The 14,631-nt window shown below is 63.0% G+C and carries 15 protein-coding genes and 1 pseudogene; 13 read left to right on the top strand and 3 right to left on the bottom strand.

The genetic code is table 11. From position 1 onward, the window contains the following. Positions 1–666 precede the first annotated feature (666 nt). The 4 genes from ACA027_RS12645 to ACA027_RS12660 all read left to right on the top strand — a co-directional run bounded on the left by ACA027_RS12645 (position 667) and on the right by ACA027_RS12660 (position 3,378). Positions 667–879 carry a hypothetical protein gene (locus tag ACA027_RS12645; protein WP_370678580.1) on the top strand — a complete coding sequence of 71 codons (213 nt, stop codon included), beginning with the start codon at positions 667–669 and terminating at the stop codon, positions 877–879. 267 nt (positions 880–1,146) lie between these two features. Then, positions 1,147–1,293, top strand: coding sequence for a hypothetical protein (locus tag ACA027_RS12650; RefSeq protein ID WP_370678581.1), 147 nt, complete (start codon positions 1,147–1,149; stop codon positions 1,291–1,293). Positions 1,294–1,465: 172 nt separating this feature from the next. After that, positions 1,466–1,651, top strand: a complete 186-nt coding sequence (locus ACA027_RS12655; protein WP_370678582.1) for a hypothetical protein — start codon at positions 1,466–1,468, stop codon at positions 1,649–1,651. A 722-nt stretch (positions 1,652–2,373) separates the two neighbouring features. Beyond that, on the top strand, positions 2,374–3,378 hold the full coding sequence (locus ACA027_RS12660) for a D-2-hydroxyacid dehydrogenase family protein (RefSeq protein WP_370682578.1): 1,005 nt from the start codon (positions 2,374–2,376) through the stop codon (positions 3,376–3,378). 51 nt (positions 3,379–3,429) lie between these two features. Here ACA027_RS12660 and ACA027_RS12665 read toward each other — a convergent pair whose 3' ends face one another. The 3 genes and pseudogenes from ACA027_RS12665 to ACA027_RS12675 form a co-directional block, all read right to left on the bottom strand. Then, positions 3,430–3,822, bottom strand: coding sequence for a hypothetical protein (locus ACA027_RS12665; protein ID WP_370678583.1), 393 nt, complete (start codon positions 3,820–3,822; stop codon positions 3,430–3,432). Continuing rightward, positions 3,822–4,253: a DNA polymerase III subunit chi gene (locus tag ACA027_RS12670; protein WP_370682579.1), complete on the bottom strand. Its 432-nt coding sequence runs from the start codon at positions 4,251–4,253 to the stop codon at positions 3,822–3,824. Before ACA027_RS12670 ends, ACA027_RS12665 begins: the two co-directional genes overlap by 1 nt. Before the next feature lie 203 nt (positions 4,254–4,456). Beyond that, positions 4,457–5,938 (bottom strand): annotated as a pseudogene (locus ACA027_RS12675) (leucyl aminopeptidase); the annotation flags it as partial. A 23-nt stretch (positions 5,939–5,961) separates the two neighbouring features. Between ACA027_RS12675 and lptF the strand changes: the two are divergent. The 9 genes from lptF to chrA all read left to right on the top strand — a co-directional run bounded on the left by lptF (position 5,962) and on the right by chrA (position 14,579). Beyond that, positions 5,962–7,065: an LPS export ABC transporter permease LptF gene (gene lptF, locus ACA027_RS12680; RefSeq protein WP_370678584.1), complete on the top strand. Its 1,104-nt coding sequence runs from the start codon at positions 5,962–5,964 to the stop codon at positions 7,063–7,065. Further along, positions 7,062–8,162: an LPS export ABC transporter permease LptG gene (gene lptG / locus ACA027_RS12685; protein WP_370678585.1), complete on the top strand. Its 1,101-nt coding sequence runs from the start codon at positions 7,062–7,064 to the stop codon at positions 8,160–8,162. Before lptF ends, lptG begins: the two co-directional genes overlap by 4 nt. Next, positions 8,159–8,578, top strand: a complete 420-nt coding sequence (locus ACA027_RS12690; RefSeq protein WP_370678586.1) for a sirohydrochlorin chelatase — start codon at positions 8,159–8,161, stop codon at positions 8,576–8,578. The genes lptG and ACA027_RS12690 overlap by 4 nt, the downstream gene beginning before the upstream one ends. Positions 8,579–8,621: 43 nt before the next feature. Continuing rightward, positions 8,622–9,563: a CysB family HTH-type transcriptional regulator gene (locus tag ACA027_RS12695; RefSeq protein WP_370678587.1), complete on the top strand. Its 942-nt coding sequence runs from the start codon at positions 8,622–8,624 to the stop codon at positions 9,561–9,563. A gap of 262 nt (positions 9,564–9,825) precedes the next feature. Beyond that, positions 9,826–10,995: a pyridoxal phosphate-dependent aminotransferase gene (locus ACA027_RS12700; protein WP_370678588.1), complete on the top strand. Its 1,170-nt coding sequence runs from the start codon at positions 9,826–9,828 to the stop codon at positions 10,993–10,995. 470 nt (positions 10,996–11,465) lie between these two features. Next, positions 11,466–12,167 carry a DsbA family protein gene (locus ACA027_RS12705; RefSeq protein ID WP_370678589.1) on the top strand — a complete coding sequence of 234 codons (702 nt, stop codon included), beginning with the start codon at positions 11,466–11,468 and terminating at the stop codon, positions 12,165–12,167. Positions 12,168–12,254: 87 nt separating this feature from the next. Beyond that, positions 12,255–12,509 carry a GlsB/YeaQ/YmgE family stress response membrane protein gene (locus ACA027_RS12710; RefSeq protein WP_370678590.1) on the top strand — a complete coding sequence of 85 codons (255 nt, stop codon included), beginning with the start codon at positions 12,255–12,257 and terminating at the stop codon, positions 12,507–12,509. Between the two features lie 153 nt (positions 12,510–12,662). Further along, complete coding sequence (locus tag ACA027_RS12715) at positions 12,663–13,136, top strand: EVE domain-containing protein (protein WP_370678591.1); 474 nt, start codon at positions 12,663–12,665, stop codon at positions 13,134–13,136. Positions 13,137–13,322: 186 nt separating this feature from the next. Continuing rightward, a complete protein-coding gene (gene chrA, locus ACA027_RS12720) occupies positions 13,323–14,579 on the top strand; it encodes a chromate efflux transporter (RefSeq protein ID WP_370678592.1) in 1,257 nt (418 codons plus the stop codon). Positions 14,580–14,631: the final 52 nt, after the last annotated feature.

The raw sequence follows: 14,631 nt of genomic DNA on the forward strand, positions 1-14,631 counted from the left end.
TGGGCACGGCTGCGTCTGTTTTCAAAGCCACGCAAAGGCGAACGTCTTCCGGCAGCATGGGCAGTACGGCAAGTCTGCCTGCGGGGGCGTGCTGGAGCACCCCGTGGGTTCACAGCTTTGGAAAAAGGCGGGACTTCCAGGGCCCCAGGCCAGCTCGACAAATATGGCGGATGGACGCCCCATTCACCAGCACTGGCGGGGGCATCGAGCCGAGAAAGCGACATAGCTCTACATCGTGGGATGCAAGCCGGCTGAGATTCCTGACCTTCCTTTGCGCCTTGGAGAGCCCGCCCATGTTGTCGAAAGCAGAAAAAGTCATGGATCAAGGCCCCGCATCACCAAAGCCGAGCGAGAGCACACGCCAACGCCCCCTAACCCCCAAGGCCCGTGCTCGCGAAACCCAGCGGTGAAGCTGCCAGACCAAGCTTTTCTGACCTTCTGCCTTCAGGGACATAGGGATAAGCCATGCTCGCCCCCGAAACAAACGCTTCGACAACCTCAAAGACAGGGAGACTGATTCCTCACATGGAAAGAATGCTCCCATTTACATAGCACACAATCTACATCGATGTAAGTATTCGCCCGAAAACGGTTTTTATGTCCGCAAGAGAGTAGTGTTCAGGTTGGCAGTCGATTTTGACTTGCCTTGACGGCCCGGAGGTCAAAATGTCGATCCTCAACAGAGTTGCCGCTCTCTTTGGTGGCCCCCTGCAAATCCGCCCGGATATTAAAGACCCGATAATCGTTGGCGATGATTTTATTTATCCACCCCTACAAGAAGAACTCCCTGATTCTCCGTGGTTCAACAAGCACTCCAAGGAGCTTATACAGGCAAACAAAATACCTAAACAGCACAGAACAGCTGAAGAAGACTATTGATTCCGCACCTAAGCCTATAGGCTATAAATTATTAGCATCAATTTTTATTTTAATTCTTGATAGTAAATAGGTACTTTCTGAACAGGGTGAATCTTCATCTGAATCGCCAGAAAATCAAGCCCGCTAACTGCGGGCTTTCTATTTCAGAATTTATTGCTTACAAAAAATCCATCTCCGGCCTATTTGACTACACAGGAATATGATATTTAGGCGCATCCTTAACCATCAGAGGCCAATTCTGGCATTTGATAAATCTAGGAGTTAGTTATGTCTGTTTTCCAAAATACCCCAGGTAAGGGTCAGCAGCCTGAAAACAAGCCCAGCCCTGCTCAGCAGGAACAGAGCCCCTCTCAGCAGGCTCGCCCAGGCTCTCCCGAGGAGCAAAAGAAGAAACCTGAGCAAGCTCAGCTGTAATACCACTACCACCTGAGTTGAAGGGCCTTCCGGCCCTTTTCGCAATATCCAGCATCTACGAACACAATGTCTTGGTCGCACAGCGTGCAAGTCCTAGATATCGCAGGGCCACCCCATGCCAGCCCTGTGCAACCTGCTCGTGATCACAAGTTTGACTAAAGGGGACTCTCACATGAGCGAAACCAAGACAAGCACCCTGCTCCACATCATGGAAAAGAAACTCTGGGATCTGAAGCGAGAGCAAGAACGAATCACGTACCCGCCTGGGCATGCTGCCCCTGTGCAGATGGACTGGCGCCAGCGCGAAAGCTACTCAGCAACTGACCTGGACTATCGAGGACGGGGCAAGGCCCCGTAGGCATCTACTCAACGCGACTTCTCACACAAGCCCTGTTCTGCGGGGCTTTGTCATTTCTGGAGCCCTATGAGCACATCCCAGCAGCAACCCCTTCAAGCGTTGCGTCAGCTGCGGCGCTCCATCCACAAAGAGCCCGCCAGAAGCGAAGGCCTACCCTGCGGGCACTGAAGCGAGTGTCCTACTACCTAAATAAACCCCTATGACAACCAACCCCGCGAAGCCGGGGCTTTTTAAGACCACACGAACTGACAACCATCACCATCACTTCACGCCTGGTAGAGAAACACCTCGCTGCACAGCTCTTGCGCATTTCCATAAAAATCTTTGAGCGCCTTGTGCAGCAAGACGGGATGCCGAAGCCTGCGCTATAGCAGGCCGGTCACCGATCTTGCGGTGACGTATAACGATCAATCCAACTTTTTCCGGCTTTACTGGCTTCAAGGCGCAAGCCTTGGCAGCCTTGAACGACAATAGTCGAACCAGCCTGCAACGTCTTGGCTTCCCGCGCGTCAAAATGCATCACAGCCCCAGATCAACGTAGGTTTCGGCGCTCGCACCAAAACTACGCCCAAAGCTGCCCAGCCTGGTGGAATGCGATGTCCCTGCGCTGGCTACACCACGGCGAAAACCTACGCGACAAAAGCCCAAAAGGCTATGCCTACCGAGTCCATAAATCTAGATTTACCCAGTTAAATCAATAGCTTAGAGAATCAATGCAACCGATTAACATCGTGATTCTGGACGACTACCAAGACGCAGTTCGCAAGCTCCACTGCGCCAGCCGCCTGGATGCCTTCAATGCCAAGGTCTATACCAACACCGTCAAGGGCCAGGGCCAGCTGGCCGTACGGCTGCGCGATGCCGACATCATTGTGCTGATCCGCGAGCGCACCCCCATCACCCGCCAGCTGCTGGAAAAACTGCCGCGTCTGCGGATGATTTCGCAGACCAGCCGCGTCGGAGCGCACATTGATCTGCAGGCCTGCACCGACCACGGAATTGCCGTGGCCGAAGGTATGGGCTCCCCAGTCGCCCCCGCCGAGTTGACCTGGGCACTGATCATGGGTGCCAGCCGGCGCCTGCCCCAGTACATCGCCAACCTTAAGCATGGCGCCTGGCAACAGTCGGGCTTCAAGGCTGCATCCATGCCCCCCAACTTTGGTCTGGGCACGGTGCTGCGCGGCCGCACCCTGGGCATCTGGGGCTATGGCCGCATCGGCCAGCTGGTGGCCAGCTATGCCCGTGCCTTTGGCATGGGCGTCAAGGTCTGGGGCAGCGAAGCGTCTCGCACCCGGGCATTGGCGGATGGCTACCAGATCGCCCATTCCCGTGAAGATTTTTTCTCCAGCTGCGATGTGCTGTCCCTGCACCTGCGGCTGACCCCGGAAACCCAGCACAGCATCACGCTACGAGATCTGTCGCTGATGAAGCCCACCGCCCTCTTCGTCAACACCTCGCGCGCCGAGCTGCTGGAGCCCGATGCCCTGGCCACGGCCTTGCACCAGGGGCGCCCCGGCATGGCGGCGGTGGATGTCTTCGAGTCCGAGCCCATCTTGCAAGGCCACGCGCTGCTGCGCATGGAAAACTGCATCTGCACGCCCCACATCGGCTATGTGGAGCAGGACAACTATGAGCTGTACTTTGGCGCGGCTTTCGAGAACGTGGTGAATTTCGTCGACGGCCAGCCCAGCAACATCGTCAATCCCGAGGTGCTGGCAGCGCGTTAGCCCCTCTCTCCGCGCCCTGGGGAAGGTGCAGCAAACCGCTCTGTGGGTGCGCTATTTCCGCAGCGCGGCACTGTGCTCCTGCACGATGGCATCGGCCACGGCCGCACGCACCACATCTTCTGCTGCCACGCGCAGGCTGCGGACCAGCACCTCGGCATGGGACTGCATCACCTCGGCCACGGCATCGCGCAGCTGCGCTTCCAGCATGGGCTGCACCCGCTCCAGCAGGCGCGCCACTAGCGCCTCGTGCACCTGCGCCGCAGGCATCTCCGGCGCGGTGGGGGCGGCAAGCTCGGCCTCCCCGCCATGCGCCTGCTGCTGCCCTTCCAGGGGCTGCGCGGCCCCCTGCGCCGACTCGGCCGGCCGGCGAATGGGCAGCCCCTCGGCCACCACATCCGTCAAGGTCGGCACATAGCGCGGCGGCTGGCGTCCAAACGGCTCCATCACTGCTCCTTCAACACCAGGTCATGGCGCTGGATGGCATAGCCCTGTGCGGCATAGCCCTTCCAGCGCTGGCGGGCCAGTGCACGGTCCATATCGTCCAGCGACACCACCTCCACCACCCGCTCGAAAGCCTGCGGCGCTGCAGGCAGCGCGTCATGCAGGTTCACCAGAATCTGGTGGTACGGCGACTGGGCGGCGTCCTCCACCAGCACCACAGGCGACAGCGCGGCCAGTGCAGCGTCGCAGCCGGGCGTGGCATGCGCCAGAAAGTCGCTGGGCGCGCTCTTCCACAGGCGTGCAGACAAATGCGCCAGCACCGGTGCCGGCGCCGCCACGGTCACTCGGACATCGTGGCGCATCGCCTTGCGGACAAAGCGACACACATAGCCCAGCTTGTCCGGGGCGTTGAAGTGAAAGGCCACCTCGGTCATGGCTGCAGTCACGCGCCCTGGCCGGCACCGGGGGCCACGGCCTCCACCGCGGCAACAGTCGCTGCCGCAGCCGGAGCAGCAGTCACGCGCTTGGCCGCCGCTACACGAGGGCGGCGCTGTGGCTGGGGCTTGGCAGCCACGGCAGGCTTACTGGGCGCCGCGGTCTTGGCCTCCTTGGCGTCCTTGACCACCTTGCTTGCTTTGACGACCTTGGGAGCCTTGCCCGCTTTCTCGGTCTTGACCGCAGCGGCCTGGCCCAGCAGGTAATGCACCAGCAGACCCACGGGACGGCCTGTGCCACCCTTGGCGGCGCCTTCCTTCCAGGCCGTGCCAGCGATGTCCAGATGCGCCCAGGGAATATCACCCACAAAGCGCTGCAGGAACTTGGCCGCCGTCACCGAGCCGGCGGCGCGGCCGGCCACATTGGCCACATCGGCGAAAGTGCTCTTCAGGCCTTCGGCATAGTCGTCATCCAACGGCATGCGCCAGCACAGGTCTTGTGCGGCTTCGCCGGCAAGGTGCAGGGCGTCGGCCAGCGCGTCGTTGCTGGCATACATGCCGCTACGCAAGCCACCCAGGGCAATCACGCAGGCACCGGTCAGCGTGGCCACGTCCACCAGCGCTGCGGGCTTGAAGCGGGCGGCATAGGTCAGCGCATCGCACAGCACCAGACGGCCTTCGGCGTCGGTGTTCAGGATTTCAATGGTCTGGCCGCTCATGCTGGTAACCACATCGCCCGGCTTCACGGCCATGCCGTCGGGCATGTTTTCGCAGGCGGGGATCAGGCCCACCACATTGATGGAAGGACGCAGCTCGGCCAGTGCGCGGAACACGCCCAGCACAGAAGCAGCACCGCCCATGTCGAACTTCATCTCATCCATGCCGGCAGCGGGTTTGAGCGAGATACCACCGGTGTCAAAGGTAATGCCCTTGCCCACCAGCACCACGGGCGCTTGCGACTTGGCCGCGCCCTGGTAGTGCAGCTCGATGAACTGCAGCGGCTCGCGCGAGCCCTGGGCCACGGCCATGAAAGCACCCATGCCCAGCTTGGCCACGTCCTTGGGGCCATGTACCTTGCATTGGATGCTGTTGTTTTCCTTGGCCAAGGCCTTGGCGGCGCCCGCCAGCATGGTGGGTGTGGCGTGGTTGGCGGGGCGATTGGCCCATTCACGCGCCATGCCCACGCCAGCAGCCACGGCCTCGCCCAGAGCAAAAGCCTCTGCGGCTGCAGCCTTGTTTGCCACGCCCACCGTCACGCGGGACAGGGCCAGCACCTTGGCTTCGGGCTTGGTGGCGGTATAGACATAGCTGACCTCGGCCACTGTTTGCACGGCAGCCGCCACCACGGCAGGTGCGTCCAACGCAGCCAGGCAGACCACGGCACGCTTGCATGCCGGCGCCTTCAGCATGGCGGCCGCTGCGACCAAGGCGGTGCGCACGGCCTTGGCATCGCCAACGCCCGCGCCCAGCAGCAGCACACGGCGCGCGGCCACACCTGCGGGTTGGTACAGCGCCAGTTGCTTGCCTGCGGCCAGCTCCAGATCCCCGGCCTTGCGCGCCTGCGCAATGCACTGGGACAGTGGGTCCTTGCCGGGCTTGAAGCCCTCGGGCACCAGCACCAACAAAGCATCACATTTTTCGGCGGCAGCACCCGCCAGGTCCAAGGCCTTGAGATCAAAGTTCATAATCGGTGTTTTCCTTTAAGCCGATGTTATTCGATTCATCCATACGCAAAGAGCTGGCCCGCAGCTTTGGTGCCACCCTGGTGGTGTTGATCACCGTGGTCATGACCATGATGCTCATCCGCACCCTGGGCCAAGCTGCCAAGGGTTCCGTCAGCCCTTCCGACGTCCTGCTGGTCATGGGTTTCACCGTGCTCAGTCAGCTCTCCACCATTCTCATGCTGAGCCTGTTTGTGGCCATCGTGGGCACGCTCACGCGCATGTACAGAGACAGCGAAATGGTGATTTGGTTCGCCAGCGGCCGCGGGCTGGCCAGCCTGTACCGCCCGCTGCTGCGCTTTTCCTGGCCGGTGGTGCTCATCATCGGCCTGCTGTCGCTGTGGGTCTGGCCCTGGAGCAACCAGCAGGTACAGCAGATGCGCGAGCAGTTCGAGCAGCGCAGCGATGTGGACCGCATCGCCCCAGGAGAGTTCCAGGAATCCGCCAATGGCCAGCGGGTGTTCTTCATCGACAAGGAGTCCTTGTCGGCCGAGTCGGCCAGCAATGTCTTCATCGTGGACAACACCCAGGGCAAGGAGGTGGTGACCTCCTCCAAGAGCGCAAGACTGCAGATACAAAACGGCGACAAGATGGCTGTTTTGGTGGATGGCCAGCGGGTGGAAACCAAACCCGATAACGCCGGCCTGCGCATCAGCCAGTTCCAGGAATACAGCGTGCGCCTGTCCGAAGGCAACAGCGCCAGCGCGGCCGCCAAGCTGACCAAGGCCAAGCCCACGCTGGAGCTCGTGGGCTCCGACAATATCCCGGAACAGGCCGAGCTCGGCTGGCGCATAGGCCTGCCGCTGGCAGCCATCAACTTTGTGCTGCTGGCCCTGGCCATCACCAGCGCCAACCCGCGTGCGGGCAAAAGCACCAGCCTGGCCGTCGCCCTGCTGGCCTTTGTCATCTACTACAACCTCATGACCCTGGGCCAGAGCTGGGTGGGATCGGGCCGGCTGACCATGCCCAGTTTTGTGCTGGGCCTGCATGGTGTGGTGCTGCTCATCGGTGGCCTGGCATTGCTGGCACGCCACCACCGCTGGTCTCCCGCACAGCTGCTGCCGCGCCGCAAACAAGGAGCCGCCGCATGAAGACGCTGCGCCGCATGATTTTTCGCGACGTCATCACCACGGTGGCCTTCGTGACCCTGGCGTTTTTGGCGCTGTTCTTTTTCTTCGACCTGCTCGATGAGATGCGCTATGTGGGCCGCTCCGAGAGCTACACCGCTGGCTACGCCATGCTGGTGGTGCTGCTGGAAGTGCCCAACCACCTGTATGAGCTGCTGCCCATCACGGTGCTGATCGGCACCATCTACGTGATGGCCAGGCTGGCCCAGAGCTCGGAATTCACCATCATGCGCACCAGCGGCCTCGGGCCCTGGCTGGCCCTGCGCACCCTGCTCACCGTGGGCGCCGGCTTTGTGCTGCTGACCTTTGTGATCGGCGACTATATTGCCCCCCTGTCCGAGCGGGCTGCCACGGCCGCCCAGGCCAAGTTCATGGGCCAGACCGTCACCACGGGCTCCACCGGCGCCTGGCTCAAGGAGCGCCGAAGCGGCAACACCCTGGCCATCAATGTGCGCAATATTCGCGGCGATGAGCTGCTGAACATCCGCATTTTCGAGTTCGACAGCGAAGGCCGCATGCGTCGCCAGATCCATGCCGCCAGAGGCCTGGCCGAAGACGGCGCGCACTGGCAACTGGAGCAGGTGCAGCGCTCGGAATTTCACTACCCCGGCGCCACCGAGGCCAAGGTGGAGCGTTTCAGCGAGCCCCTGTACAGCTTCCCCACCGAGCTGACCGTCGACATGGTGGCCGCGGCCGTGCACAAGCCCGACCGCATGCCCACCATCGAGCTGTTCCAGTTCATCCAGCATCTGGAGAGCAACGACCAGTCGGCCCAGAAGTACGAGATCGAGTTCTGGCGCAAGGTGTTCTACCCCTTGAGCTGCCTGGTGATGGTGGTGCTGGCCCTGCCCTTTGCCTATCTGCATTTCCGCTCCGGCGGCATTGCCGGCTATGTGTTTGGCGGCGTGATGGCGGGTATCAGCTTCTTCCTGCTGAACAACGTCTTTGGCTACGCCGGCAACCTCAACAACTGGCAGCCCATGCTCACAGCGGCAGCCCCCGGCGTCATCTACTCCCTGCTGTCCCTGGGCGCTTTTGCCTGGCTGGTGCTGCGGCGATGACCGCCGCCAGCACCAGCGCCGTGCCGCGCTCGCCACGGGCCGGCGTGCTGCTGTTTGCCCATGGCTCGCGCGACCCGCTGTGGCACCGCCCCATACAGGCCGTGCAGGCCGAGCTGCAACGCCTGCAGCCCGATCTGGCCTGCATCTGCGCCTACCTGGAAATCAGCAGCCCCTCGCTGCCCGCCGCCGTGGACCAGCTGGTGCAGCAGGGCTGCAGCCACATCACCGTGCTGCCGCTGTTTCTGGGCACCGGCCGCCATGCGCGCGAAGACCTGCCCCTGCTGCTCGATGCGGCACGCGCCGCCCACCCCGGCCTGGTGCTGGAAAGCGCCACGCCCGTGGGCGAAGACCCCCGTGTGATTGGGCTGTTGGCACAAATCGCACAGGGCGAGATGCATAAAAAATCAAAATCTTAGATAAATCATTCATAATGATGTCCAACCCAGCTGACATCCGCTTATGAACTTGCACCAATTCCGCTTCGTCCAGGAAGCTGCCCGCCGAGGCCTCAACCTCACCGAGGCCGCCAAGGCCCTGCACACCTCGCAGCCCGGCGTGTCCAAGGCCATCATCGAGCTGGAAGAAGAGCTGGGCGTGGACATCTTCGCCCGCCACGGCAAGCGCCTCAAGCGCATCACCGAACCCGGCCAGCATGTGCTCAAAAGCATTGAACTCATCATGCGCGAGGTGGGCAACCTCAAGCGCATTGGCGAACAGTTCAGCGCCCAGGACAGCGGCACCCTCAGCATTGCCACCACCCACACCCAGGCGCGCTATGTGCTGCCCACGGCCGTGGCCAAGCTGCGCGACACCTATCCCAAGGTCAACATCAGCCTGCACCAGGCCACGCCGCATGAGGTGGCGCGCATGGTGCTGGACGAGGTGGCCGAGATCGGCATGGCCACCGAGTCGCTGGCCGACTACCCCGACCTGGTCACCCTGCCCTGCTATGAATGGGAGCACGTGCTGGTGGTTCCCAAGGGCCACCCCCTGGCTACCAAGGAGCGTATCGGCCTGGAGGACATCGGCCAGGAAGCGCTGATCACCTACCACCCCTCGTTTACCGGTCGCAACAAGATCGACACTGCCTTTGCCACCCGCAAAATCACGCCGCGCATCGTGCTGGAGGCCATTGACTCCGACGTGATCAAGACCTATGTGCGTCTGGGTCTGGGCGTGGGCATCGTGGCTGAAATGGCCATGCGCGAAGACCCGGGCCTGGACCTGGTCTCCCGCCCCGTAGGCCATTTGTTTGGCCAGAGCGTGGCCCGCGTGGCCTTCAAGCGCGGCGCCTACCTGCGCAACTTTGTCTACAAATTTGCCGAGTCCCTGAGCGACCGCCTCAGCCGCGACCTCATTGCCCGCGCCATGACGGGCCAGGTCAACGACTACGAGCTGTGAAGTAAACACCACCGTTTTTGCCAGCCAGGCGCCAGGCTTTCTGGCCCTGCGCTTGGGCAAAAAATGCCGGCAGGAGCGGGCCCATGCGGCACAGCGAGCGCTGGAGCACAAGCCCAACGGCTAGAAGACAGTATGGGCATACGACCAGGGCATGCAACAAAGCATCAAGCGCTGTATGGCCGCGACAAAACGGGGAGCCTTCAAAGCCCGCTGCCCCACATATTGATTTGCCATCCCGTATGGATCTTTTTCTTGTCCTGCAATGACTTCTGCGCACACCCCTTCCACGCCCACATTTCCCAGCCGCCTGCCCCAGGTCGGCACCACCATCTTCAGCGTGATGTCCGCCCTGGCGGCCGAACACCAGGCCGTCAACCTGGGCCAAGGCTTTCCCGACTTTGGCTGTGACCCCTTGCTGCTGGACGCCGTCAACGACGCCATGCGCGCCGGCCACAACCAGTACCCGCCCATGCCTGGCATGCCCCAGCTGCGCGAGGCGGTTGCAGCAAAAATCAAAGCACTGCATGGGCGTGCCTATAGTGCTGCCAGCGAAATCACCATCACAGCCGGTGCCACACAAGCCATCCTGACGGCCATTCTGGCCACGGTGCAGGCGGGAGACGAGGTCATCGTGCTCGACCCCTGCTACGACAGCTACGCCCCGAATATCGCGCTGGCCGGCGGCACCGTGGTGCGCGTGCCGCTGACGCCGGGCAGCTTCCGCCCCGACTTTGCCAAGATCTCCGCCGCCCTCACGCCCAAGACCCGGCTGCTGATCGTCAACACCCCGCACAACCCCAGCGCCACGGTGTGGACCGCCGCCGAGATGCAGCAGCTCGAGGACCTGCTGGCGCCCACCAATGTGCTGCTGATCAGCGACGAGGTCTACGAACACATGGTGTTCGATGGCGACCAGCACCAGAGCGCGGCGCGCTTTCCCGGCCTGGCAGCGCGCGCCTTCATCGTCTCCAGCTTTGGCAAGACCTACCACGTCACCGGCTGGAAAGTGGGCACCGTGGCCGCCCCCGCCGCGTTGATGGCCGAGTTCCGCAAGGTGCACCAGTTCAATGTGTTCACCGTGAACACGCCCATGCAGGTGGGCCTGGCCAGCTATATGCAAAACCCGGCGCCCTATCTGGAGCTGCCTGCCTTCTACCAGCGCAAGCGCGACCTGTTTGCCCAAGGCCTGGCGCAAACCCGCTTCAAGCTGCTGCCCACGGCGGGCACTTATTTCCAGTGCGCCGATATCTCGGCCATCAGCGATCTGAACGAGGCCGACTTCTGCCAATGGCTGGTCCGGGAAGTGGGCGTGGCCGCCATCCCGTTGTCCGCCTTCTATGGCGATGGCTTTGACCAGAAGGTGGTGCGCTTTTGCTTTGCCAAGCAGGACGAGACGCTGCTGGCGGCGCTTGCGCGGCTGCGCAAGCTGTAAACCGCCCGGGCACTGCACTCAAGAAAGGGAGCTGCTGATGCGCTCCCTTTCTTGTTTTCAGCTGTATTTCATGCTGAAAGTGGCTGTCTACCAACAAGGACAGCTATGGTTTTCTCAATGCTCCAGTTGCCCGCTTTGCTTGCGCACAAAGCCGTCGCGCGTCAGTTGGGCCTCCATGGGTGACAGCAGCAAGGCCATTTGCTTGGGGGTGGTCAGCAGCGCATTCAGCATGCCAACAATCCGCCACCGCGCGCATGGGCACGATAATGGACAGGCCTCAGACGCTGTCGTTGACCGCGTTGGGCCATTCGGCAAAAGCGTGCCTGGAAACCCTGAAGGCGTGCAGCGCCTGCACCTTCCCCTGAAGCCGACTCCCACACACCGGTCACCGCGTCGCACGGTTGTGCGCCCCAGCCACTGCCTGCTGACGCGTCCAGACCGGCAAAACCTTGCCAACACCTGTCCACCCTATGAGCACCACCCAGCCCACCGCCACCTTGCATTACATCTTTGACCCGCTGTGCGGCTGGTGCTACGCGGCCGCCCCCTTGGTGGATGCTGCCCGCCAGGTGCCGGGCCTGCAGCTGCAGTGGCATGCCGGCGGCATGCTGGCCGGCGCACAGGCCAAGCGCATCACCGCCGACTGGCGCGCCCATGTGCTGCCCCATGACCAGCGCATTCACCAGCTCACCGGCCAGCCCTTTGGCGAGGCCTATACCGATGGCCTGCTCAACCAGGTGGGCACGCCCCTGGACTCCGGCCCGCCCATCACCGCCCTGCTGGCCGTGCAAGCCATGGAACAGCCCGCTGGCACACAGGTAGAGGCGCTGGACCTGCTGCACCGCATCCAGCAGGCCCACTATGTGCAAGGCCGCACCATCAGCGACGCCGACACCTTGCAACAGATCGCCGCCGAGGCCGGGCTGGACCCCCAGGCCTTTGCTGTCGCCTACATCAGCCAGCTGGGCGACCCCACGCTGGCCCATATCCAGGACAGCCGCCACTGGCTGCAACAAGTGGGCGGTCAGGGCTTTCCCACCTGGGCACTGGAATGGCAAACCACCGCCGACACCGCACCCCAGCTCCAAGCCGTGGATGCATCGCCCTTTCTGGGCCAGGCTTCCGCCTGGCAAGACGGACTGCAGCGCTGGCTGGCCGCGCTGGCGGCCTAGAAATCACCGGCGCAAAAAAGCCTCTGTCTGACACCCCGGGCACAAAGTGCCTTCCTAGAATGAATCACATTGCATAGGAGGTTGCACATGATGTCGCTGTTAGGCACTTTGGCGGTGGGACTGGTCATCGGACTGATCGCCCGCGCGCTGAAACCCGGGGACGACAGCATGGGCTGGATCATGACCGTGCTGCTCGGCATTGCCGGCTCATTCCTGGCCAGCTACCTGGGCGCTGCCATGGGCTTGTACCTGCCCGGCCAGCCCGCAGGCTGGATTGCCTCGGTCGTGGGTGCCATTGCCTTGCTGGTGCTCTACCAGCTCGTGCGCAGCAAAGGGCCTTGAGCGGCCCGGTTTTTCCTTCAACTTTCTTCGGCTTCACCGGTTTCTTCGTCGCGCTCTCCTCCTTCTCAGGTGCCTTCCATGCACCTGTTTTTTTGCCTGTCTGCTGCACCCTGCATGCAAAGGGCCTGCGCGCAAATCGGCGATCATTGCGCCATGACTGACGCCCACACGCCCCGCTACTGGCTCATGAAGAACGAGCCCGACGCCTATTCCATAGACCACGCCCTGGCCGCTCCCCAGCAAACCATTGCCTGGGACGGCGTGCGCAACTACCAGGCCCGTAACTACATGCGCGACCAGATGCGCGTGGGCGACGGCGTGCTGTACTGGCATTCCAGCTGCGCCGAACCCGGCATCTACGGCATCGCCCGCATTGCAGGCAAACTGCGCGTGGACGACAGCCAGTTCGACCCCGCATCGCCCTATTACGACCCCAAGAGCCCCCGCGACAAGCCGCGCTGGCTGCTACTGGATGTACAGGCCCTGAGCAAGACCCGCCCCATCCTGATCCCCGAGCTGCGCGAGCATGCAGCGCTGCAGGAGATGCGTGTGCTGCAGCGGGGCAATCGTCTGTCCATCACCGAGGTCACGCCAGCGGAGTGGGAGCACATCAAAAAAATGCTGTGAAACACCCCCCTGAGTCGCTACGCGCCTTCCCCCCGCTCTCGCATCGCGCTGCGATGCAGGCAGGGGGACGCTGCCAGCGCGGCGGGGCGGCCCTTGCGCGGCAGCCCTGACTTGGAGCGTGCCAGTTTTGCGCGCTGCAGATGGCGCATAACGCCATGGATCACGAAGACACCCCCACTTGCCGCCATGTCCATCCCCCCTTGCCCCGTCACGCCGCTGCTTTCTCCACGCGCCCGCTGGCGGCGGGTGTTGGAGGTGTTTGGCGTGTTTCTGCAACTGGGCCTGACCTCGTTTGGTGGGCCAGTGGCCCATCTGGGCTATTTCCGCACGGCTTTTGTGCAGCGCCGCCAGTGGCTCAGCGACGCGCAGTACGCCGACCTGGTGGCGCTGTGCCAGTTTCTGCCCGGCCCAGCCAGCAGCCAGGTGGGCATGGCCCTGGGTCAGCTGCGCGCCGGCGGTTGGGGTGCGCTGGCGGCATGGCTGGGCTTTACCCTGCCTTCGGCCCTGCTGCTGATGGCTCTGGCCGTGGGCCTTTCACAGGCTCCGCATGGCGTGCAGTGGGCTCATACCGGCCTGCTGCATGGCCTCAAGCTGGTGGCGGTGGCCGTGGTGGCCCAGGCCGTCTGGGGCATGGGTCGCAGTCTGTGCCCGGATCGGTTGCGCGCGGCCATGGCCCTGGGCGCGGCCGTGCTGGCCATAGCGTTGCCCGGCACCAGCGTGCAACTGCTGGTGATAGCCCTTGGCGCGCTGCTGGGCTGGCGCTGGGTACGCCCTGCCTTGCCTGCGGCATCGGCTGCACCCTGCGATGAGGCAGCGCTGCATGTGAATATTTCGCGCCGCACCGGAGCCGCTCTGCTGCTGCTGTGCCTGGCGCTGGGCCTGGCCCTGCCGCTGCTGGCCCACGGCACGCAGTCACCGCTGTGGCAGGCTGGCAGCGTGTTCTACCAAGCGGGTGCATTGGTGTTTGGCGGCGGCCATGTAGTGCTGCCGCTGCTGCAAAACGGCGTGGTGCAGCCCGGTTGGCTGGACAATGAACAGTTTCTGGCCGGCTACGCGGCTGCCCAGGCCGTGCCCGGCCCGCTGTTCACACTGGCAGGCTATCTGGGCGCTTTGCTGCCGCTGGGGGCCTGGACGGGTTGGGCTGGAGGCCTGCTGGCCCTGGTGGCCATTTTTCTGCCCGCCGCCCTGCTGGTGCTGGGCGCACTCCCGTTCTGGACCTGGCTGCGCACCGCACCCGCAGCCCAGCGCGTGCTGGCCGGTGTGAATGCCGCCGTCGTGGGCCTGCTGCTGGCCGCGCTGTATGACCCGGTGTGGACCAGCGCCATCCATGGCCGGCAGGACTGTGCGCTGGCCCTGCTCTATCTGGCACTGCTCACCGTGGGCCGCCTGCCACCGGTGGCCGTGGTGCTACTGGGAGCCATGACAGGCGCAGCCTTGGGCTGACAAGCAGGCTGTCACTTTCTTCATCTCAAACAGTCGGCCTGTTTTGGATGTT

The organism is Comamonas sp. GB3 AK4-5 (assembly GCF_041320665.1).
Lineage (GTDB): Bacteria > Pseudomonadota > Gammaproteobacteria > Burkholderiales > Burkholderiaceae_C > Comamonas.